Origin of the sequence: uncultured Bradyrhizobium sp. (assembly GCF_947648125.1) — a bacterium.
GTDB lineage: Bacteria > Pseudomonadota > Alphaproteobacteria > Rhizobiales > Xanthobacteraceae > Bradyrhizobium.
Window position 1 is genome coordinate 81,587 of record NZ_CANSMR010000009.1, and the last position, 21,518, is coordinate 103,104.

General features: G+C 63.5%; 17 protein-coding genes. 7 read left to right on the forward strand and 10 right to left on the reverse strand.

The genetic code is table 11. The features are described 5' to 3' along the window. Window positions 1-23 precede the first annotated feature (23 nt). The 4 genes from iaaH (at window position 24) to Q0030_RS18165 (ending at window position 5,108) form a co-directional block, all read left to right on the forward strand. Window positions 24-1,454 carry an indoleacetamide hydrolase gene (gene iaaH, locus Q0030_RS18150; RefSeq protein WP_298369726.1) on the forward strand — a complete coding sequence of 477 codons (1,431 nt, stop codon included), beginning with the start codon at window positions 24-26 and terminating at the stop codon, window positions 1,452-1,454. 200 nt (window positions 1,455-1,654) lie between these two features. After that, the gene (locus tag Q0030_RS18155; protein ID WP_298369729.1) at window positions 1,655-2,689 is read left to right on the forward strand and encodes a zinc-binding alcohol dehydrogenase family protein; all 1,035 of its coding nucleotides are present in this window, start codon (window positions 1,655-1,657) and stop codon (window positions 2,687-2,689) included. Between the two features lie 109 nt (window positions 2,690-2,798). After that, entirely contained in the window at window positions 2,799-3,854 is a 1,056-nt protein-coding gene (locus tag Q0030_RS18160; protein ID WP_298369731.1) for a YeeE/YedE family protein, read from the forward strand. A 51-nt stretch (window positions 3,855-3,905) separates the two neighbouring features. Continuing rightward, complete coding sequence (locus tag Q0030_RS18165; protein ID WP_298369734.1) at window positions 3,906-5,108, forward strand: FAD-dependent oxidoreductase; 1,203 nt, start codon at window positions 3,906-3,908, stop codon at window positions 5,106-5,108. Window positions 5,109-5,260: 152 nt separating this feature from the next. On the opposite strand, the gene Q0030_RS18170 is transcribed toward Q0030_RS18165, so the two are convergent. Continuing rightward, a complete protein-coding gene (locus tag Q0030_RS18170; RefSeq protein WP_298369736.1) occupies window positions 5,261-6,202 on the reverse strand; it encodes a sulfurtransferase in 942 nt (313 codons plus the stop codon). 248 nt (window positions 6,203-6,450) lie between these two features. Next, window positions 6,451-6,693, reverse strand: a complete 243-nt coding sequence (locus tag Q0030_RS18175) for a DUF1127 domain-containing protein (RefSeq protein ID WP_298369739.1) — start codon at window positions 6,691-6,693, stop codon at window positions 6,451-6,453. Between the two features lie 163 nt (window positions 6,694-6,856). Here Q0030_RS18175 and Q0030_RS18180 point away from each other — a divergent pair, with 163 nt between their 5' ends. Together Q0030_RS18180 and Q0030_RS18185 are read left to right on the forward strand one after the other, a co-directional pair. Then, window positions 6,857-8,422, forward strand: coding sequence for a winged helix-turn-helix domain-containing tetratricopeptide repeat protein (locus Q0030_RS18180; protein WP_298369742.1), 1,566 nt, complete (start codon window positions 6,857-6,859; stop codon window positions 8,420-8,422). Between the two features lie 242 nt (window positions 8,423-8,664). Beyond that, window positions 8,665-9,120: a DUF3237 domain-containing protein gene (locus Q0030_RS18185; protein WP_298369745.1), complete on the forward strand. Its 456-nt coding sequence runs from the start codon at window positions 8,665-8,667 to the stop codon at window positions 9,118-9,120. 113 nt (window positions 9,121-9,233) lie between these two features. Here Q0030_RS18185 and Q0030_RS18190 read toward each other — a convergent pair whose 3' ends face one another. Beyond that, window positions 9,234-10,142: a DMT family transporter gene (locus tag Q0030_RS18190; protein WP_298369747.1), complete on the reverse strand. Its 909-nt coding sequence runs from the start codon at window positions 10,140-10,142 to the stop codon at window positions 9,234-9,236. Between the two features lie 81 nt (window positions 10,143-10,223). Between Q0030_RS18190 and Q0030_RS18195 the strand changes: the two genes are divergently transcribed. Further along, window positions 10,224-11,681, forward strand: a complete 1,458-nt coding sequence (locus Q0030_RS18195) for a PLP-dependent aminotransferase family protein (protein ID WP_298369750.1) — start codon at window positions 10,224-10,226, stop codon at window positions 11,679-11,681. Window positions 11,682-11,868: 187 nt separating this feature from the next. Here Q0030_RS18195 and Q0030_RS18200 read toward each other — a convergent pair whose 3' ends face one another. The 7 genes from Q0030_RS18200 to Q0030_RS18230 form a co-directional block, all read right to left on the reverse strand. Next, window positions 11,869-13,089 (reverse strand): bifunctional alpha/beta hydrolase/OsmC family protein, encoded by a 1,221-nt coding sequence (locus tag Q0030_RS18200; protein WP_298369752.1) that lies wholly within the window; start codon window positions 13,087-13,089, stop codon window positions 11,869-11,871. Window positions 13,090-13,113: 24 nt separating this feature from the next. Beyond that, window positions 13,114-13,776 carry a sulfite oxidase-like oxidoreductase gene (locus Q0030_RS18205; protein WP_298369755.1) on the reverse strand — a complete coding sequence of 221 codons (663 nt, stop codon included), beginning with the start codon at window positions 13,774-13,776 and terminating at the stop codon, window positions 13,114-13,116. A 13-nt stretch (window positions 13,777-13,789) separates the two neighbouring features. Next, window positions 13,790-15,112, reverse strand: coding sequence for an MFS transporter (locus Q0030_RS18210; RefSeq protein WP_298369758.1), 1,323 nt, complete (start codon window positions 15,110-15,112; stop codon window positions 13,790-13,792). A gap of 84 nt (window positions 15,113-15,196) precedes the next feature. Continuing rightward, the gene (locus Q0030_RS18215; protein ID WP_298369760.1) at window positions 15,197-16,423 is read right to left on the reverse strand and encodes a cytochrome P450; all 1,227 of its coding nucleotides are present in this window, start codon (window positions 16,421-16,423) and stop codon (window positions 15,197-15,199) included. A 75-nt stretch (window positions 16,424-16,498) separates the two neighbouring features. Further along, complete coding sequence (locus Q0030_RS18220) at window positions 16,499-16,705, reverse strand: ferredoxin (RefSeq protein WP_038387982.1); 207 nt, start codon at window positions 16,703-16,705, stop codon at window positions 16,499-16,501. Window positions 16,706-17,165: 460 nt separating this feature from the next. After that, window positions 17,166-18,545 carry a caspase family protein gene (locus Q0030_RS18225; RefSeq protein WP_298369775.1) on the reverse strand — a complete coding sequence of 460 codons (1,380 nt, stop codon included), beginning with the start codon at window positions 18,543-18,545 and terminating at the stop codon, window positions 17,166-17,168. A gap of 12 nt (window positions 18,546-18,557) precedes the next feature. Then, window positions 18,558-21,512 carry a hypothetical protein gene (locus Q0030_RS18230; protein ID WP_298369778.1) on the reverse strand — a complete coding sequence of 985 codons (2,955 nt, stop codon included), beginning with the start codon at window positions 21,510-21,512 and terminating at the stop codon, window positions 18,558-18,560. Window positions 21,513-21,518 lie beyond the last annotated feature (6 nt).

Below are 21,518 nucleotides of genomic sequence, written 5' to 3' on the forward strand. Positions count from 1 at the left end.
AATGCAAGAGGGCGCGGGTTTCCATGGCCGATACCAATGAAGCAACCGCCGCGGAGATCGTGGCTGATATCCGCGACGGGAAGCTGACGGCGGTCAGCGTCGTCGAGGCGGCACTCGATCGTGCGGAGCGGCTCAAGCACCTCAACGCCTTCATCGTGCTGAACCGCGACGGCGCGCTGGCGGCGGCGCGCGAGGTCGATACCGGGAAACGCACCGGCGTGCTGGCGGGGCTTCCCATCGTCGTAAAGGACAACATCAACACATCAGATCTGCCGACATCCGGCGGCACGCCGGCGCTGCAACACGCGCGGCCCGCGCGCAATGCGCCGTCGCTGCAAAAGCTGCTCGATGCGGGTGCCGTTGTCATCGGCAAGACCAATCTGCACGAGCTCGCCTTCGGCATCACCAGCACCAATCTGGCGCCGTTCGCGGGACCGGTGCGGAATCCATACGACACGACCCGGATCCCGGGCGGGTCGTCCGGCGGAACGTCGGCGGCGATCGCAGCACGGATCGCCACCTGCGGCCTTGGATCGGACACCGGCGGCTCGACCCGCGTGCCCGCGGCGCTGACCGGGACCGTGGGGCTCAGGCCTTCGGTCGGCAATGGCGGCGCCGAGCGGCGCTATCACGACGACAACCAGGTGGTTCCGATCAGCCATACCCGCGACACCGTCGGCCCGATGGGACGCACGGTCGCCGATGTCGCGCTGCTCGATGCCGTGATCACCGGCACGCCGCCGGCCGCAGCCGTTCCACTACGCGGCGTGCGTCTCGGCGTTCCCGCCTGTTTCTGGAGCGGCCTCGACCGCGATGTCGAGACGGTTGCTCGCGCGGCCCGCGCACGGCTCACGGCGGCTGGCGCGGTGCTGGTCGATGTCGATATGCCTGACCTGTTCGAGCAGAACGACAAGGTGTCGTTCGTGCTCGCGTTGCATGAACCGATCGCCGACATCCCGGCCTGGCTCGCCGCCTCCGGGATTGAAGGGATCACGCTGTCCGACATCGCAGCCGCCGTCGCCAGTCCCGACGTGGTCGGCGCGTTCGGTGCCATCACCGCGGACGCCTTCGGTGCCGCCTATGACGATGCGATCAAGGTGCAGCGGCCGGCGCTGCAGGCGATCTATGCCGCCTATCTCAGGGACAACAAACTGGATGCCATCCTGTTTCCGACCACGATCGCGCCTGCGCCTGTGATCAACGAGAAGACCGGGTCCAGCGAGATGTCGGTCAATGGCGGCGAGCCGGTGTCGACCTTCGGCACCATGATCCGCAACACCGATCCCGGCAGCAATGCCGGCCTTCCCGGGCTGTCGCTCTATGCCGGCATGACGCCTGATGGCCTGCCGGTTGGGCTCGAGCTCGATGGCCTGGTCGGCGGCGATGCCAGGTTGCTTGGGCTCGGCCTGTCGATCGAAGCGATCCTGGGCACGGCACCACCGCCGAAGCTCTGACCAGAGCGTTTTCGAGCGAAGTGGCTACCGGTTCGCGTGAAGAAAACGCGTCGAAACACGAATCTAGAGCCCCGTTCCGATTCGATCGGAACGGGGCTCTAGGTCTCCCGCAACAAGCCCCTTGAATTGATCGGTCAGTCGATTAGTCATGGCATGAGGCCGCCCAGCGGCCGCGATCCGCGCGCCTTGCGGCGCGCTTCATGACCAAGACTGGACTGCCCATGCCGCCGGCCCCGCCAGCAAATCGTCAACCTGTCGATGCCCGTTGCGTCCGCCTGCGGACGAAGGCGGAGAATGCGGCGGCGGTCGCGCCTGTTGTCGAGACGCATGCGCTGTTGCGGGGGGATAACGACGTCCTGATCGAGGTGAAGGCGGCGGCGGTCAATCCGTCTGACGTCAAGGCCGCGACCGGGCTGATGCCTTATGCCGTCTTCCCGCGCACCTCGGGCCGCGACTACGCCGGCGTCGTGATCGACGGTCCATCGGGCTTGGTCGGACGCGAGGTGTTCGGCTCGTCCGGCGACCTCGGCATCCGCCGCGACGGCACCCATGCCACCCATCTGGTGGTCGAGGCCGATGCCGTGGTGGACAAGCCTGCCAGCGTCTCCTGGCAAGAAGCCGCCGGGATCGGCGTGCCCTTTGTCACCGCGATGGAAGGCCTGCGCCGGGCCGGCGTGCCGAAGGCGGGCGAGACCGTGCTGGTGATGGGCGTCAACGGTAAGGTCGGCCAGGCCGCCGTGCAGATCGCAAGCTGGCACGGCGCGCGCGTGATCGGCGTGGTGCGCAAGAGCGAGCCCTATGAGGGCCACAGCAATTCGCCGGTCGAGGTGATCGATGCCTCCACAACCGATGTCGCCGCGCGGGTGCGCGAGCTGACCGGCGGCAAGGGCGCCGACATCGTCTACAACACGGTCGGCGATCCGTATTTTCAGGCCGCGCACAAATCACTGGCGCTGCGCGGCCGGCAGATCCTGATCGCGGCGGTCGACCGCATCGTGCAGTTCAACATCCTCGAATTCTATCGCGGCCAGCACACCTATGTCGGCATCGACACGCTCGCGCTGTCGTCGGTTGCGACCGGCGAGGTGCTGCGCGAGCTCGCGCCGGGCTTTGCCAGCGGACATCTGAAGCCGTTTCCGATCAGGCAGAGCGCGATCTATCCGCTGGAACAGGCCAAGGCGGCGTTTGTTGCCGTGGCCGGCTCGTCGCGCGACCGCGTGATTTTGCGACCGTAATCCACCGTCATTGCGAGGAGCAAAGCGACGAAGCAATCCATTCTCTGTCGTGTGATAGTATGGATTGCTTCGCTTCGCTCGCAATGACGAAGGCAATTGAAGGATTGTTATGGACACCGCCACGATCGTCATCCTCGCCGCCCTGATCATCGGCCTGATCTATGGCTCGGTCGGGCTCGTCAGCGGCTTTTGCATGATGAGCGGCCTGCGCGGCTGGTGGGCGGACGGCGACGGCCGGCTGGTGCGCACCTACGCGCTGGCGATGGGGGTTGCGATCGCAGCCTCGCAGCTCCTGGCCTCTGCGGGCCTCGTCGATCTCGGCAAGTCGATCTATCTGCAACCGTCGTTCTCGGCACCGGTGATGTTCCTCGGGGGGCTGTTGTTCGGTTACGGCATGGTGCTGTCGAACGGCTGCGGCTCGCGGGCGCTGGTGCTGCTCGGGCGCGGCAATCTGCGTTCCTTCGTGGTCGTGATCGTGCTCGGCATCTTTGCCGAGATGACGCTGAAGGGCCTGATCGCGCCGCTGCGGATCGCGATGGTGCAGGCGTCGCAGGCCACGGTGTCAGCCAATTCGGTGCCGGCGCTGCTGGCAGAGATCGGCCTCGGCGCGGTGTCGGCGCGGATGGTGGCGGCTTCGGTGCTATCAGCCGTCCTGATCATTTTCGCCTTTGCCCATGCGCCATTCCGAAAATCGCCTGGCCAGATTGTGGCCGGCCTGATCGTCGGCCTGCTGGTGGCGGGCGGCTGGTACGCGACCGGCTATCTCGGCGCCGATGATTTCAACCCGGTGCCGGTGACATCGCTCACCTTCATCGCGCCGATCGCCGACGCGTTGCAGTATGTGATGCTGTCGACCGGCTCGACGCTCAATTTCGGTATCGTCACCGTGTTCGGCGTGTTCGCCGGCAGCCTGGTCACCGCGATTGCCACCGGGCGCTTCCAGCTCGAAGGCTATCGGTCGCCGCAGCACATGCTGCGCTCGGCAAGCGGCGCCGCGCTCATGGGCGCCGGCGGCGTGATGGCGTTCGGCTGTTCGGTCGGGCAGGGGCTCACCGGCTTGTCGACGCTGTCGCTGTCGTCCTTCATTGCGATTGCCGGAATCATGCTCGGCGCCGGCGCCGGCCTGCGCGGGAGCTTGCGGGTCAGGCCGCTCGCGACGGCCTAGGGCGTGTACTCATAACCGTCGGCTTCCAGTAACATTCCGGGGGAGAAGGTGGTGTCTGAAAGACTTCAAATCGCCATCATCGGCGGTGGAATCGGGGGCCTGACGGCTGCGCTGGCCTTACGGGCGCGCGGATTGAGCGTCACGGTCTTTGAACAGGCTAGCGAGCTGCGCGAGATGGGCGCGGGGGTTTCCATCCTTCCCAACGCCACGTGTCTGCTCCAACGGATCGGCCTGACAGGAGGGATCGAGAAAATAGGTTCTCCAATAACCGGTCTGGTGATGCGGACATCCGTTGGTGAGGTTATCTATACGTCGACGACCCCCTCGACAGGTATCCAGAGTTATAATGTTCATCGGGCAGAATTTCTGAAACTGCTCGCCGACACCCAACCGGAAGGCACACTCCACTTGGGTCATCGCCTGTCGGAAGCCAGAGAAACAAATGATCGCGTGCGCTTGACGTTTTCGAATGGCGCAATTGTCAATTCCGACGTCGTGATCGGAGCCGACGGCATCCACTCTGCCGTGCAACGCGAGATCGGACTGAAAACCTATCCATCGAGCGAAGGGGTAATGGCTTACAGAGGCCTGATCCCGACCGAGAAGCTTTCATGGGCGAAAGACATCGGAGGCCGAGTATCGAGGTGGAACGGGAAAGGCCGCAGTTTCATATGTTATCCGGTGTCGAGTGGCCGATTGATGAACATGGTCGCTTTTGTCCCCACCAATTTGGATTCGGAGGAATCGTGGACGGCCCCGGGTGACCTGAAGGCGTTAAGCGCCGAATATGCGGGTTGGGACGATCCCGTGCTGGAAACAATAGGCGCTCTCGACGCGACATTTCGCTGGGGCATTTATGATCGAGTGCCCCTGCCACATTGGTCTGCTGGTCGGATGACGCTGCTTGGTGACGCGGCCCACCCGATGGTGCCACATCTCGGCCAGGGCGCCGCGCAAGCGATCGAAGACGGCTTCACGCTTGCAGTATTTCTGGAAGGCGCCAAACAACAAGATGTCCCGAGGCGGTTGAAGGCCTACGAACAAATCAGGATTGAGCGGACGAGCCTAATCCAAAAACTCGCGCGGGATGCTGGCAAATTCTATCGTGCCGAGTATGAGACCGCGGCGGAACGAGACCACCTCATGGCGCAGTGGACGCAATGGAGGGCATCGACGGAATGGATCCGCGGACACGATGCGGAGAAAGCCGCGAAAGGAGCATTTGTACTAGCTAAGGATGCCGGATCTATCTAAGCCGCGACGTCCGTTGGCCCCTTTGAGACATGCCGACCGGCTCTGAGAATGTCCGTTCTCCGGGGAGGATCGGAAGTGATCGGCCGCCGGCCAAAACGAAGCGAATGGCCCTGAGCGGACATGAGGTGTCAGCAAGATCACGTCTTTAATTGTCACGCTTCTCCGTCAGCGCTGATCTCGGCTGGCAGGCTCGGATCAGCGCTCCACTCTGCCCACGACCCATCGTAAAGCCGGACATCGCCGTGCCCCAGCAGTTTCAGAGCCAGCATGCCACACGCGGCCGCGTACCCTGTGCCGCAATAAGTAATCACCCGCCTGTCATTTGATATCCCTGCAGCTGCATACATGCCTGCGAGTTTCTCCGGCGCGGAGAACATGAAATCGCGTCGCTCCACTAGAATACGTGCGCGCTCAGCCGAGGTCGCTTCCGCCAAAGCCGGATCAACATTGGCAAGATAGGGAACGTTGACGGCGCCCGGAATGTGACCGGGACGTTGCCCCCACAGGTGACGGTCGCCGCGGCCTTGGTATAGCTCGGGGGTCAGACAGTCGACGAGCACCGTGCCGCGCTGTCCGAGCGCATCGCGAACATCCTGCTTTGTTGCAAGCCAGCCAGAGATGGGCGACGCAGCAAAGGTCGTGGCCTGAACATGCGGTAATTCTGTAGTCAGGGGACGCCCTTCGTTCACCCATTGCCGAAGTCCCCCATCGAGAACGCGCACTTTGTCGTGACCATAATAGTTCAAGGCCCACCACAGTCGCGCTGAGCCAAGCGGGAAGCCCATGTTGTCATAGGTAACGACGAGAGTTTCGCGATCGACGCCGAGCCGGCTCATGGCGGCGGCAAAGCGCTCCGGCGGCGCCAGCATTTCAGGAACCGGATGCTCCGGATCGGAAAGCTCCGCGATCATGCCTGCGAACACCGCGCCGGGAATATGACCCGCACGGTAGCCATCATGATCGTCGAAACTTATGCCGCGACCATTCTCATAGCGGGACTCCCGGCGCACATCGATGATCCGCACCATCGGGTCGTCCAGATGGGCGGCAAGCCACGTCGTGCTTGCGAGCGGAGAGCCATCAACCGAGGACATGACGACACCTGCAAGTGGCGAGCGTTCATACTGGCTGCGTCGAAGTCCAACCGCAAGGCTCTATTTCTGCTTCTGGCCCATCGCGACCGTTCGCGCGGCACGAGGAAACGTCCGAAGTCAAGGTAAGACCGGAAGTCACCCGCTAACGTTCAAACCGACGCGAAGACCCGATCCGGAAGTTGGCATCAGGGAAACGACAGGCCCGGTCGCCTCCAATTCCAACCATCCACCGTTATCAGATCGTGGGGTCATCCTGCGGATTGGACGCCTCGTGGATCGACATCTCGGTTCGCGGCGATGTAGTCGATCTTGCCGCGCGAGATACCGATATCGTGGAGCGCCATATCGCTCAGGTCGGACAGCCTGGCCCGAAGCTGTCGGCGTTCGTGCCATTCGCGAAGGGCGGCGCGGTAATTGGCGAGCAGGCTCAGCCCAAGTCGAACCGGCGCGAAGGTCTGTCTCGACGCGGACACATCGAAAGTTGTAGCCATCTGAAATCTCCCCGGTATCTGCCTCCGACAAAGCAAGGATGTCAGGACGCCGCAGGATGCGCTTGATACCCGGCTTACATTTTCCTTGCCGGCGGCTTATTGTTTGCGTTCCAAGCGGTGCTGGAGCCTCCATGATCGGAGACCGCCTAAAGGGACTGGCAGCTTGCGCTATCTCTTCGAGGAGTACGCTTTAGACACTGACCGGCGCGAGCTGCATCGCGGAGCGGACGTCGTCTCCGTGGCGCCACAGGTATTCGACTTGCTCCATTACCTGATCCGCAACAGGGAGCGCGTTGTCGGCAAAGACGACCTCATCAGTGCCATTTGGAATGGGCGCATCGTATCCGATGCGGCGCTGACGACCCGTCTGAACGTCGCCCGAAGTGCGATCGGCGATTCCGGTGAAGAACAACGCCTCATCAAAACATTGCCGCGAAAGGGCTTTCGTTTCGTCGGCGTAGTGCACGAAACGAGTCGGCCGACTGGTGCGGCGATCCTCTCGGACAGCGACTTGGACTCTTCAGAAGTCGCGCTCGCCCTCCCGGACAAGCCCTCGATCGCAGTATTACCGTTTCAGAACATGAGCGGCGATCCTGAGCAGGAGTATTTTGCGGACGGGATGGTTGAGGAGATCACGACGGCGCTTTCGCGGTTCAAATGGTTGTTCGTGATCGATCGTAATTCGAGTTTCACCTTCAAGGACAGAACGATCGATATCAAGGAAGTCGGACGCAGGCTTGGCGTGCGTTATGTCCTTGAGGGGTCTGTGCGCAGGGCGTCGGGGAAGGTTCGCATTGCAGGGCGGTTGATTGATGCAGTGACGGGCGCGCACATCTGGGCGGACAGGTTCGAGGGTGACGTGACCGAGGTTTTCGTCCTCCAGGACGAAGTAACGGCCGCCGTCGTCTCAGCCATTCAGCCAAAACTGCTGCAAACAGAAATAGCGATGTCCGCGCGGCGGCGACCAGAGACCCTCACCGCTTATGACTTTTATCTCCGAGCCGTGCAGGCTTACCATTCCATGACCCACGAAGGGTTGACCGAGGCGATAAGGCTGGCTCATCGTGCTTTGGAGCTGGACCCTCGGTTCGGATTTGTCGCTGCTCTGGCAGGTGTCTGTCACTTGCGAAACGTCCTTTTGGGCTCTGCTCTCGATCCTGAATCTGATCGCAAGGAAGCAGTTCGGCTTCTTCGCCTGGCATTGAGCGTCGACGATGGTGATCCAGACACGTTAGCAATGGCTTGCCTAGTCTCAGCATTCATGGTCGGCGATTGTGAAAGTGAGATCGAAATGGCGGACCGGGCGGTCGCGCTAAACCCAAATTCATCTCTCGCATGGACCAACAGAGGCTGGGTCTATAAAATTGCGGCGCTGCCGGAGGAAGCAGTCCGCAGCTTTGAACGTGCCATTCGCATGAGCCCAGTAGACCCACGGCAACACCTAACGTTTGGTGGGATGGGGATGGCCTTTATTGAGCTTGGTCGCTTTGACGAGGCCATCGTCGCAGGGAAGAAGGCCCAACGTCAGAATCCCTCCTATTCGGGAGCTTACCGTTGTCTTGCGTCCGCTTTCGCCCATCTCGAACGTGACGCTGAGGCGCGTGAGGCGGCGGTGCGTCTGCTTGAGGTCGACCCCGACTTTACAGTATCAGCATGGATTGCTCGGGGTGGGCAATCAAACTCGAAGCTGCTGATTGAAGGACTCCGGAAAGCGGGCTTGCCCGAATGAGCGCGCGTATGTCGGCGCCGATGTGGTGACCGAAGCCTCCTTTGCGGCGCACGAGTCCGGAAATGGCCCTATCCGGACCTGACAGGCTTGGCTGGCGATGTCCGTTATTGAGGGCAAAGCCGACCCTCTCCGTCGAGCATCCGGACTTCTGAGTTTGACCCTAGCCCCGTGCGAGTTGAGACCAAAGGTCCTACAATAGATTTCGCGGCACATGGCAGATGCGAGTCATCAGGAGGTCCTCCATGCCAGAGATCAACACCAGGTTTCTGTTCACGATCACCCTAGAGATTCAAGTATCCGTTCTTGGCGACACTCCCTATGGCCGCCGCCGGATTTTTCATTTTGACGGCGGTAGCTTCGACGGACCGAAGCTCAAGGGCAAGGTGTTGCCGGGTGGCGGCGGATGGTCTCTGATCCGCCGCGACGACGTGATGGAGGTGGACGTGCGGTTGGCTCTCGAGACCGACGACAACCATCAGATCTACACAGCCTGGAAGGGCCTTCGTCATGGTCCGAAAGAAGTCATGGATCGCCTTTATCGAGGCGAAATCGTCGACCCGGGAGCCTACTATTTCCGCACCACGCCTTACTTCGAGACGAGTTCGGAAAAATACGACTGGCTGAACCGCATCTGCTCGATCGCCAGCGGTTCGCTTTCGCCGAACGCACGAACGCTAGATGTTTTTCAGGTGTTGTAGTCAATGCGTCAAACGTCTGCTGTTGGCCCAAGGCCGACATGCAGCGACGTCGGTTTCGACGTCAGCTTCCGAGACCGAAGCGGACGTGACGAATCTATGAGTACAGGCCCTAATTACGCACGCGCCGGCGCGTCCGCGAGCGAGCTCAGCGCGATCCCGCCGACGATCAGCGCCGCGGCGATCGCCAGCGAAAGATCGATCGGTTCGCCGAGCAGCAGCGCCGCGGTCACGATGCCGACGATCGGCGTCGCGGTCGTGCCGAGTGAGGTCGTCAGTGCCGGCAGGCTCTTGTTGACAACAGACATCGCCCAATACGCCAGCGCCGTGCCGATGAAGCCGGAATAGAGGAACAGCAGCACAAGGTGCGGCGACCATGTCACCGTGGGCACGCCCTCGGTGACCAGCGCCGCCATGGTCAGCACCACGGTCGCGACCAGCACCTGCCAGAGCAAGAGCTGCAGCGGCGTCGCGATCCAGCGGTGCGAACGGATATAGATGATGTTGGCGGCCCAGCAGATTGCGGCAATGATGATCATGCCGGCGCCGGCAATGACGTGCAGATTGCTCCAGTCCAGTGACGCCGGGTTGAGGATCACGCAGAGGCCGGCGAGCCCCAACGCGACCCCGACGAGCTTGAGCGCGCCGAGCCGTTCGGTTCGCGCCGCGCCGGCGGCCAGCGCGACCCAGAGCGGCGTGGTGTAGCCGAGCACGACGCCCTTGCTGGCCGGCAGATAGCGCAGGCCGGCGGCGACCAGGGTCGAGAAGAACGTCATGTGCAAGAGCGCGACGCTGAGCACGACAGGGACATCGGCGATCCGCGGAATGATCAGATTGCCGCTGGCGCGCAGGATCACCAAGAGGGCGACCAGGGCGACCCAGCTGCGGATCGATGCGGTCCACAGCGGCGGCACCGCCTCGACCAGCGATTTCGTCACCGACCAGTTGGTGCCCCAGGCCAGCACCACGACGATGAACAAGGCGGCGGCTTTGGCGGGGGATAGGGATTGGTTCACGGGCGGCATCCTTGCAGGCGATACCGCTTGTCAATAGGATCGCACTGGCTCTATCGAAAGAGCCAGATTTGACAGATCAAAGGAGCCAGATTGATCCTCGCCGAATTGCTCGCGCTGAAGCGTGCGGATGATGCCGGGCTGACCGCGCAGCTGACGCAGCAGCTGCGTGCGCTGATGGCGAGCGGCCGGATCAGGAGCGGGGCCGTGCTGCCGTCGAGCCGCACCCTTGCGGCCGAGCTCGACGTGTCGCGCAACACGGTCACACATACCTATGAGCAGCTCGCGGCCGAGGGGTATCTGCGCGTCGCTGCGCGGCGGCGGCCGGTGGTCACCGACGATATCGAGGCACGCTTCGCCAAGCCTGCGCCCGCGCCAAGGCGCGAGGCGGCCCGCAAGCCGTTGCTGTCGCCCTGGGCCCTGCAGCTCTCCGACACCGATTGGCCGCTGTCCTACCAGGCCGACTTCCGGCCGCTGCGTCCCGGGCTTGCGGATGCGCGCGAATTTCCGCACGAGATTTGGGCGCGCTGTCTGCGCCGCAGTGCGCTGCGCCGCCGCTTCAATGATCAGACCGTGATCAACCGGCCAAGCCTGCGCGAGGCCTTGCGCGACTATCTCGAAGTCAGCCGCGGCGTGCGCGCCGAGGCCGATCAGGTTCTGATCCTGCCGACGGCGCAGGCGGCGCTGACGCTGATAGCCGCGACCACCATCGTGGCCGGCGATGCGGTGTGGACCGAGGATCCCGGCTATCCCGGCGCCGCGGCGGCGTTTCGCGCGGCCGGCGCCGCCGTCGTCGGCGTCAGGCTCGATCAATGGGGCATGATGCGGACGCGCGAGGCGCGCGCGCCGAAGCTCATCTTCACGACACCGTCGCATCAGCACCCGACCGGGCGGGTGATGCCGGTTGCGCGCCGCACCGAGCTGTTGGCGGCGGCCGAGCCCGGCAAGACCTGGATCGTCGAGGACGATTACGACGGCGAGTTTCACTATGACAGCCGCCCGATGCCGGCCCTGCAAGGGCTCGATCGCGAGGGACGCGTGCTCTATCTCGGCACCTTCGCCAAGGCGATGACCGCCGACATCCGCATCGGCTATCTGGTGGTGCCGCCATCACTGGCACGGACGATGGAGATCGCGCAGCGTCACCTCGGGCTGATCGCCTCCGTGCACGTCCAGGAGGCGCTGGTCGGCTTCATGGCCGACGGGCATTTCCTGGCGCATGTCAGGCGGATGCGGCGGATCTACCGCGCGCGCCGCGACCACCTCGCCTCCGCGCTGACGCGGCAGCTCGAGCCGGTGCTCACGGCCGAAGTCCCACCCGGCGGCATGCAGCTGATCGCACGGTTCAAGGATGGCGCCGCGGACCAGAGCGCGGTGACGCGGCTGGTCGCCGCCGGGGTCGAGGTGCGCGCGCTGTCGAGCCTTGCGCTGGAGCGGCCGCACGACCACGGCTTGTTGCTCGGCTTCGCCGCCTGGCGCGAGAACGAGATCGGTGCCGCGGTCCGCATCATGGCGAACTGCCTGACGGGGAAGCGCTCCGCGCGCGGGTAGAAGGGGCGCACGCACGATTTCGGAATATTGGAAAAATATCGCTGAGTTGCCCGACGTGTCAAGCAGCCTTGTCGAACGCCGGCAGCCGCCGGCTACTTTGCATGGGGTTGTTTTCGATATTTCAAGCGGAGAGAGTGTACAGCGGACATGCTGCTTCGGCGCGGGCCCACCTCGCTGCGTCGCAGGCTCACTCCGCAGCCCTGGTGACGATCCGCACCTCCGATGTCAGCGTCTTGTGCACCGGGCACTTGTCGGCGATCTCCATCAGCCGCTTGCGCTGGTCGGCGTCGAGCTCGCCCTCGATCCTGATGACGCGGTCGATCTGGTCGAGCATGCCCTCGCGCGTCTCGCACTCCTCGCAATCCTTCGCATAAATCTTGTTGTGCTGGAGCGTTACGGTGATGCGATCGACCGGCAGCGACTTGCGGTCGGCATACATCCGCATCGTCATCGAAGTGCAGGCGCCGAGACCAGTGAGAAGGAAATCGTAAGGCCCGGGGCCGGAATCCTGGCCGCCGACGGCGACCGGCTCGTCGGCCAGCATGCGATGCGGACCCGTGGTGACGGTCTGCTGGAATTTGCTGGCGCGGGTCTCCTGTACGACGACGTTGCGCGGCGCGCTGCCGGTGTCGGCCACCGGCCGCGGCGCAAGGTCGACGTAGCGCTCGGCCCAGGCGCCGATCACGTCGGCGACATAGGCGGCATCCTGCTTGCCGCTCAAAAGATGATCCGCGCCTGCAAGCGAGACGAAGCTCTTCGGGTGCTTGGCCGAGGTGAAGATATGCGTGGCGTTGTCGATGCCGACGGTGTCGTCGGTCGGCGAGTGCATGACCAGCAGCGCCTTGTGCAGCTTGGTCACCTGCGCCATCAGGTTCTGCTCGGCGACGTCGTCGAGGAATTCGCGCTTGATGCGGAAGGGGCGGCCGGCGAGCGAGACCTCGCCTTCACCCTGCGCGCGGATGTCCTCGATCCGGTCCTTGAAGAAATGCGTGACATGGACGGGATCGGACGGTGCGGCGATGGTCGCAACCGCCTTCGCCTCGGGGATCTGGCCTGCGGCCGCGAGGATCGCGGCGCCGCCGAGGCTGTGGCCGATCAGGATCGCAGGCGCCTTGCGGGTCTCGCGCAGATGGTCGGTGGCGCGGACGAGATCGGCGACGTTCGATGTGAACGTCGAATTGGCGAAATCGCCCTCGCTGGAGCCGAGGCCGGTGAAGTCGAAACGCAGCGTGGCAATACCCTTCGCAGCAAGGGCAACCGCGATGCGCTTGGCCGCCAGCACGTCCTTGCCGCAGGTGAAGCAGTGCGCGAACAGCGCATAGGCCTTGATCGGCCCGTCCGGCGTATCAAGCGCGGCGGCAAGCTGATGGCCGCCCACACCGGTGAATTGAAAGCGTTCGTGCGGCACGGGCAGGCTCCTTGTGTTGATCGGTCAGTCGCCAGAATAGCGCTGTTCGGCCCAGGGATCACCGCGATTGTGATAGCCGCGCACCTCCCAGAAGCCCGGCGCATCCGCAGGTAAAAATTCGATGCGCTGTAGCCATTTGGCGCTCTTCCAGAAATACAGATGCGGCACCACCAGCCGCACCGGGCCGCCATGCTCCTGCTCCAGCGGCTTGCCCGACCAGCTATGGGCCAGCAGCGCGTCCTCGGCGGCGAAATCCTCGAGCGACAGGTTCGTCGTATAACCGTCATAGCAATGCAGCGCGACGAAGCGCGCGTCCTCGCGCGGTCGGCAGGCGGCGAGCAGGTCGCGGGTGGCGAGGCCTTCCCACTGATTGTCGTAGCGCGACCAGGTGGTGACGCAGTGAATGTCGGAGACGAACCTGGTCTGCGGCTGCGCCGCGAATTGCGGCCAGTTCCAGTAGATCGTCTGCTCAACCGCGCCGTAGACGTCGAGCCGCCAGCGCTCTTGCGTCACGTTCGGCATCAATCCAAGATCGAGCACCGGCCAGTCCGCCGTCAGATGCTGTCCCGGCGGCAGGCGCTGCTCGTCCGGCCGGGTGATCTTGCCGGTGAGGAATTTGCCCTCGCGCGCCCAGCGCTGCTTGCTGCGCGTCAGCTTGCTCTCGGGTGGCTCGGTGTCGTCGGTCATCGGCGTTGCGCCATCATTCGTGGCGATGCATCGCGGAGTCGTGCTTGGTGTCGCGCATGGTCGAGTAGATCAAGAGCGACAGGAAGATCATGCCGCTGAGATAATAGTAGAACCAGTCCTCATGCCCGATGCTCTTGAAATAGAGCGCGACCGCGGGCGCGGTGCCGCCGAAGATCGACACCGTGATGGCGTAGGGCAGGCCAACGCCGAGCGCACGGACATTGGTCGGGAACAGCTCGGCCTTCACGATCGCATTGATCGAGGTGTAACCGGCGACGAAGATCCAGGCGCCGCAGATCAGGAGGAAGGCGATGAAGGGCGACTTGGTCTCCTTCAGGGCGGTCAGGATCGGGATCGTTGCCAGCGTGCCGACGACGCCGAAGAAGATCAGCAGCGGCTTGCGGCCGATACGGTCCGATAGCGCGCCATAGATCGGCTGCAGGAAGGTCGCGAAGATCAGCGAGCCGAAGATCACGAAGGTGGTCTGGTCCTCGGTGAGGCCGACCGACAGTTTCACGAAGGTCTGCATGTAGGTGGTGAAGGTATAGAACGCCGCGGTGCCGCCGGCGGTGAGGCCGACCACCAGCAGCAATTCGCGCGGATAGTTCAGGAGGCCGACGATCGAGCCGGTCGGCTTGGAGACCTTCTTGGCCTCCTCGAACGCCTCGGTCTCGTGCAGGCCGCGCCGCATCACCGCCGCGAAGATCGCGAGCATGGCGCCGATCACGAACGGAATCCGCCAGCCCCAGGCTTTCAGCTCGTCCGGCGTCAGGAACACCTTCTGCAGCAACAGCAGCACGATGATCGCGGTGAGCTGGCCGCCGATCAGCGTGACGTACTGGAAGCTCGAATAGAAGCCGCGATGCTTGGCGTCGGCGACCTCGCTGAGATAGGTGGCACTGGCGCCATACTCGCCGCCGAGGCTCAGGCCCTCGATGATGCGGGCGAGCGCCAGGATCGCCGGTGCGGCAATGCCGATGGTGGCATAGGTCGGCGTCACCGCGATGATCAGCGAGCCGAAGCACATGCAGACGACGGACAGCGTCAGCGACAGCCGCCGGCCATAGCGGTCGGCGATGTAGCCGAACAGCCAGCCGCCGAGCGGGCGCATCAGGAAGGTCGCGGCAAACAGCACGGCGGCATTGAGCTGCTGCACCACCGGATCGCTGTGCGGGAAGAACGCCGGCGCGAAATACAGCGCGAACGCGGTGTAGGCGTAGAAATCGTACCATTCGACGAGATTGCCGACCGAGCCGATGAAGATCGCCTTGACCCGCCGCTCGACGTCATGGATGTCGAGATGGTCGCTCGCGGATTGAGCGGTTTGTTCGGACATTGGCAGGCCTCCCCGGATTCTCTGGCTCGATTCCGGGGCAACCTATCTCATTTGCGTGGTGCGGTGTAACTGCTGTCCTGTTCTTCAGGCGTTCTTGCCGAACAGAACGGGCAGTTGACGCGGGCCGCGCACCGTGCCTTCGGACCAGGTGACCTTGCCGGCCGGGTCGAGGCGGTAATCCGGAATCCGCTTCAGCCATTCCTCGATCGCCACCTGCATCTCCATCCGCGCCAGGTTGGAACCGACGCAGCGGTGGATGCCGAGGCCGAAGGCGGCGTGGCGGTTCTCCTTGCGGTCGATCACCACCTTGTCCGCATCGGGGAACATGGCGGGGTCGCGGTTGGCCGCGGGGAACGACAGCAGCACCATGTTGCCGGCCTTGACCGGGCAGCCGGAGATCGTCGTTTCCTTCATCACCTCACGGGCCATCGTCACCGGCGAATAGGCGCGCAGGAATTCCTCGATCGCGGTCGGGATCAGCGCCGGCTCCGCGACCAGGCGCTCGCGATCGGCGGGCGTCCTGGCGAGGTGCCAGAGCGAGGAGCCGAGCGCGCTCCAGGTGGTGTCGATGCCGGCGATCAGGAGCAGCCGCAGCGAGCCGAGCACGTGCTCGTCGGTCAGCGGCTGACCGCCCGGGCCCTTGGCCCGCAACAGCTGCGAGATCAGATCGTCGCCCGGCTCAAGCTTGCGCTGCTCGAGATGGGCCATGAAGTAGCCGGTCATCTCGCGCACGCCGCTCATCATCTCGTTCTCGTCCTTGATGCCGAGCTCGAGGATCTGGTGGATCCACTTGATGAAGAGGTCGCCGTCCTTCTCAGGAATGCCGAGCATGTGGGCAATGGCGCGCACCGGGATGTGCTTGGTGTAGCGCGCCGCGGCGTCGCAATGGCCATCGGCGATGAATGCGTCGATCAGCTCGTTGCAGATCGCGCGCACCCGCGGCTCCAGCCGCTTCATCGCGTCCGGTGTGAAGGGCGGCAGCAGCACCTGCTTGGCGGGCTTGTGCTCCGGCGGATCGGAGGTGATCGGCGGCGCACGGGCCGTGATCTCGGGGCGGACGTCGCGCACGATGACGCGGCGCGAGGAGAAGTGCTCGGTGTCGTAGGCGATCTCTTTCACCGCCTGATAGGTGGTCGGCATGTAGCAGCCGAGGAAGCGCTCGGTATGCACGACCGGCGAGGCCGCGCGCAGCGTCTCCCAGATCGGGAACGGGTCGTCGGTCCAGACCGGATCAGTATGGTCGAAATCATGGACCCAGTCGGTGACCGGGGGATGTTCGGGCAGATAGCTTGCGGACGGGGAATCGGACATCAGCTCGTTTCCTTCTCGTTCGATCAAAACGCTGGTCGGCTCAACGGGACGCCACGCGGCCGTTGCTGTTGGCCGCTATTCCTCGGTGACTTCGATCGCGATTTCCGGGCAGTTGGTCTGTGCGAGCCAGGCCTTGTCCTCAAGCCCGGCCGGCACGGTCCCGTCGCCGACTTCATGGGCGTTGCCGTATTCGTCGAGCTCGAACAGTTCGGGCGCGAGCGATTTGCAGCGGGCGTGACCCTGGCACTTGTCCTGGTCGACGCGGATTTTGAGCTTGGACATGCAAGCACTCTCCCTCGGCTTTGGCGCACAGGTGGGGGGCGCGCCGGGTTCCTCATTTTGGTTTATGCAAGTTCCAGCTTGCTTGGGCGACCTCTTAACCGGCCGCCAAGTTATAGCATATTACATTATTGTCGCGGTTGTCCGTCAAGCGAAAATTCAGCGGGCGGCAGTCCCGCCGCAGGTTACGAAAACCTTCGCAACCACTGATTTTTGGGTGCCTGGAGGCTGATGCCTGGGTCCCCGCCGGTCCCGGCGAGGGAAGCGGTGTCCGCGATCGGGCGTGTTGTCTTCTCAAGGTGAGACCGGTGGCGCGGCAGCCGACAAGACGCCATCGACGTCTGTGGCCATGACCTTGCGCCACGTTCCGCTGGGGATCTCTCGCGATCGACCGGCACAATGCTCGCACCCCCTGCCGCGAGGCGGCGCTCAGTCGCCGCGCGCGGCAGCAGGTCGTCGGCGGCTATGCCGGTACCAGTGGCGGTGATGCGATTGCGCCATTCAAGGCGATCGTCGGCGCGGATGCCGCGTCTGAATCAGCCGTCGAGACCGCGTAATTGTCCCATCGGCCCAGATCAAATGTGCTCGCGGTGAGAATTCGGAAGTAAAGCGCACTGTTATTGCGTAATGCCGCCCAAGCATAGGGTGGCAGATTATATGTGGCGCCGGTGAAGCGCGACTTGACCTGCGGGTCGTTCCACGAGGCGTAGAAATTGTCGGCGGTTCGTTGTGCCGGATAGCCAAAACAGTTCGGATCGCTCGTGATCTCAAATGCATAATACGCGTTGGCGCCGGGCGATACGGTGAAGGCGGGACCGTTGCTTTTCGAACGATCGTAAGTGCTGGGGCCGGTGACCACAGGACCCTGCTGGGTGGTGGGCGGCTTTGCCGGTTGGCCCGTCGCCGAGGTGCGTTGATCGACCACGATCGTCAGTGGCTTCGAGTTGGTGAAGACGTCGTCGTTGACCCCGACCGTAAAGTAGTTCGGTGTCTGTTCGGCTGGCATCAGCGCCAGGATCGCTTGATGGAATTGCGGCAGCGAGCCGGTGAAATTGCCGCTGTTCCAGACTGACAGGAGTTTTTCGGTAAAGAGCCCGTTGCTCTGGCCGTCCTGCGATTCCTGATTGTCTTGACAGCCGGAGATCAGGATCACCGAAGCGGTAATCGCGCCACGCTTGCGGGTCCATTGCGCGGCTTCGTACATCGGCATGTCGCGCTCGAAGACATCGAGTGCGACGGAGGGAGGAATCGACCGCTTTTGTGTCGCTGCAACGTCAGGAGCGGGGCCGCGCGCACGCGTATTTGCGGCAGGCGCGTAAACCGACTTGAGGTTCTGTAGTCCGCGGCCCTGCGGGAAGATTGGAATTGCTTTGCGTTTCGACTGCGGCCATCGGATGCCGCTCGGGATGAACAACTCTCGAATGACGGTGCCGCTGTGGCAACTGTCCGAATAGACCTCGATGCGCACGTTGGCCGCAAACTGGCCCCACAGATTGTAGAGCTCGTGTCCGAGGACCATGCGGTCGTAAGCCACCCAGGTGTCGTCAAGACCATTGGGCGAGTCGCCGGTCGTGTCCGGGACCTGGCCGCCGTGACCGGAATAGGAGATGACGCAGGTATCTCCGGACTGCAAATTGTACGCAGCCTGGCCGATGGCTCCGAGAATGGCGTCGGCGGTCGCCTCACCATCAAGAAGCTTCTGCGTCGTGAAACCCTGCGACTGACAAATCGTCTCCATCGCATTGGCATCGTTGATGCAGCCGGCCAGCGTGCCCGCCCAGCCGTTGTACTTCGATGCATCGACGCCGTTCAAACCAATATGTAGCGAAAAGCCCTGACTCATAACATTCTCCTCCTACAGAAGATCAGCGGTAATTCCGATAACGCTGCCCTTGTTAAGGTCCCAATTGCGCCAGGCGGTCGTGAGCGTGCCGCTTGCGCGGGTCTCGACCAGCGCGAACTGCAGTGTCTGATGTGCCAGATAGTCGTTGATCGGCAGCGTAAACGAAGCGTCGGCCGTGCTGGCTTCAGCCAGACTGATGGTCTCGATGTGGCTGTTTCCCTCGAGGCGTGCCTGGACGGCAAGTGCAGTCAACTGATGGTTGGAAAAGTTGAGCTGATTGATGAACGTCACGGTGCTGGTGACGTCTTCGACGAACACGTCAAGCTCCTCGATCGACGTCGCAGCGACCGCGGTGGCGTTGGCAAACGCTCGCGTGGTCGCCGGATCAACTTTCGCGGTAACGGTTGTCCCTGGCGCGAGCGTGGTGTTTACGGCCACAACCTGGCTTGTCGCGCTTGCCGTCGACGTGACCAGGTCCGTGACGTTCATGGCCTGCTGTGTGCGATTGGTGAGTGTCGCGGTGTCGCCTTGCAGTGCCACCGTCACCGGGCCGGATTCGGGAGGTCCAACCACATTGCTGTCGACGATCAGCGCGGCGTTGACGCTGCTGCCGTCTGGCAGCGTGAAGGTAACGCCGCCCTGAATGCCGCTGCGATCGAGCACGGCGGTAAGGAGCGCGGCATTGGCCAGCGGCAGGCTGAGGGTAATGGTGATGGCGTCGAGTACGGTGACTGCTTGCGGCGTGCCCAATTCGGCGGGTAACGCCCACGAATAGCCGACCGTGGCCGCGACGAACGGATCCGTCGGATAGACGATCGCCGGCGTGCTGCCCGACGGCGTCAGGGCGACAAGCTTCGCGCCGAGCTGCAGCAACGCCCCGGGAGAGACGTCCGGAATCAGTGTCGTGGTCAAGGCGTACCGATTGTTCGCAGGATCGACATCGAGCAGGCCATACAGCATGATCATCGGTCGGAAGGCCTTGCTGCCGCTTCCGTCGCCGAAACGCCCGACCCGGTACGCCGTCGGCGCGACCATGAAGCGTCCTGGCTGTTGCAGCGAGCGAAACACGCGGAACGCCGGATCACGCAACGTGGTGACTTCATCGAATGCCTTCAGCGCGGTTTCGCCGAGCTTCAGGGAATCCTGGCAGCCGATCGCTGTTGCAACCCCGGCATCATTGCGCTGGAGATAGAAGTTCCCGTAGCTGCCGCACGGCAGCGAAGCGTCGGTGGTCTCCTCGCGTACCACCGAACGCGTCACCAGCGTCCGGTGCGGAGTGATTATTGCCGGGATAAGATGCGGCTGAATGTCCGCAGGCGGTATTGGCGTGACCGCAAGGTGCGAGACGGCCGGTGTCGCCGGTGCCCGTCCGGCAATCGAAGGGCTCTCGCGGTCGAACTGCACCGAACCAGACGCACTGACGATTTTCAGGTCCTGCCTGACCAGCGTTGGTCCGCGCACCTGCGCCGGCAGATCGTTGACGGTGGCCACCTTGGCAATCTGGTGGACGAGGCCGCCTCCGATCACGTGGAACGTCTGGGGGCTGTCAAAGATGTACTGGTAGGAGGTGAAAGCGTAGGAGACGACGACGCGCGGCGGCTCACCGGTTCCGGGAAATGCCAGTGACGCATAGGTCAGCCGCACCCAGTCGTCGAGCAACGCGACGGTGATCGTGATCTGGTCGCCGGTCTGGGACACTGTTCCGGGAAATCGCTGGGATTGAATCTCGCTGGTGCCCGCACGGCGATACGGAATCTGCAGCGCGCATGACAGATTTTGCAACGGAACCGCTTGCAGCCTGCGATCCGGATTGGCCGCGGCGACGGCGGCCGTCTCTGGCGTCATCGCGGCCTTGACGGTGAGCCGCACGGTTGCTGTCAATCCGGTTCTTGCGGTGCCGTCCGAGCCAAGCACCGAGCCGGTTTTTGCCAGCACAAAGGAGAACGCCGCGTTCGCGGCATTGTCGCTGGCCGCCGGCTTCACCAATGTGAAGGTCGGTGCATACCAGCCGGCCTTCGGGTCGAGCGCATCGGGCCACCAATGCGCGGCGACATCGGACACCACCGGGTAGTTCTGGGTGGGAGACTGGGTATCATCGAGGTGCAGCGGCAGCACGTACATATCGTTGCCGATGAACGTATGTGCGTGCGCATTGAGAGCGATGCCCTGGCTCGTGGCGCCGCCCGAGATCAGCGCGGCCGCCGAAGGCTGCGCGATGTGGCTTGCTGTCATCGCGAACGGCAGGGAGGTGAGCCGGTTGTTCATTGCAACAAGCGGCACCGCCGCCGGCGCCGCCCGCAATGCCGTTTCACCGCCCGACAGGTTCTTCCGTAGCGGCGGCACACGGTTCGCGGTGCCGTCGGCATTCACGACCAGCAGAGACAAATAAAGGTTGCGATCCAGGCCATCGAGAATCCCGCCAAGCACGAGGTCGAGCGACAAATCGTCAATCGGTGGACCGTCGACGATCTCGGTCACAAGTCGAAGCCGCGATGCCCGTCGGTCGAACGCGTAGAGCACGTCGAGCGCGGCTTCCGGCGGCAGGGACGTGCCGATGGTGCCCTCGACCCGCGTTCCGAACAGGTCGGTGCCGGCATAGAACGCGCGACTGTCACGCAGCGAGCACCGGCCGGCACGGACGAACAGCTTCCGGCATGGTGCGTCCAGCCGCGAGGCGAGGGCCGCGATGTCCTGTTCGGGGGTCTCGAACGCAATCACCAGCGACAGCGAACCGCATGTCACCAGCGGTGCGATGGAGGCGTCGTCGAGCGTCGGCATACGCGACAGCACCAGTGTCAACGCCACCCGCGGGCGGCCGGCGATGTCGCGCGCCACCCGCGGCTTGCCCGAGAGATGGTCGTAACCATCTCTCGTACGCCGCACCTGGACCGATGCTGGACCCGGCAGATCAAGCCTGCTCCAGCCGGATGTCGTGCTCGTCGCGATGTGTGGTCCAAGGGCAGACATGGCTGC

Coding starts and splice junctions, on each gene's coding strand:
- iaaH (WP_298369726.1), top strand. CDS start 24: ATGGCCGATACCAATGAAGCAACCGCCGCGGAGATCGTGGCTGATATC.
- Q0030_RS18210 (WP_298369758.1), bottom strand. CDS start 15,112: ATGTCCGAACAAACCGCTCAATCCGCGAGCGACCATCTCGACATCCAT.
- Q0030_RS18175 (WP_298369739.1), bottom strand. CDS start 6,693: ATGGCTACAACTTTCGATGTGTCCGCGTCGAGACAGACCTTCGCGCCG.
- Q0030_RS18160 (WP_298369731.1), top strand. CDS start 2,799: ATGGACACCGCCACGATCGTCATCCTCGCCGCCCTGATCATCGGCCTG.
- Q0030_RS18185 (WP_298369745.1), top strand. CDS start 8,665: ATGCCAGAGATCAACACCAGGTTTCTGTTCACGATCACCCTAGAGATT.
- Q0030_RS18220 (WP_038387982.1), bottom strand. CDS start 16,705: ATGTCCAAGCTCAAAATCCGCGTCGACCAGGACAAGTGCCAGGGTCAC.
- Q0030_RS18205 (WP_298369755.1), bottom strand. CDS start 13,776: ATGACCGACGACACCGAGCCACCCGAGAGCAAGCTGACGCGCAGCAAG.
- Q0030_RS18170 (WP_298369736.1), bottom strand. CDS start 6,202: ATGTCCTCGGTTGATGGCTCTCCGCTCGCAAGCACGACGTGGCTTGCC.
- Q0030_RS18225 (WP_298369775.1), bottom strand. CDS start 18,545: ATGAGTCAGGGCTTTTCGCTACATATTGGTTTGAACGGCGTCGATGCA.
- Q0030_RS18190 (WP_298369747.1), bottom strand. CDS start 10,142: ATGCCGCCCGTGAACCAATCCCTATCCCCCGCCAAAGCCGCCGCCTTG.
- Q0030_RS18155 (WP_298369729.1), top strand. CDS start 1,655: ATGACCAAGACTGGACTGCCCATGCCGCCGGCCCCGCCAGCAAATCGT.
- Q0030_RS18215 (WP_298369760.1), bottom strand. CDS start 16,423: ATGTCCGATTCCCCGTCCGCAAGCTATCTGCCCGAACATCCCCCGGTC.
- Q0030_RS18230 (WP_298369778.1), bottom strand. CDS start 21,512: ATGTCTGCCCTTGGACCACACATCGCGACGAGCACGACATCCGGCTGG.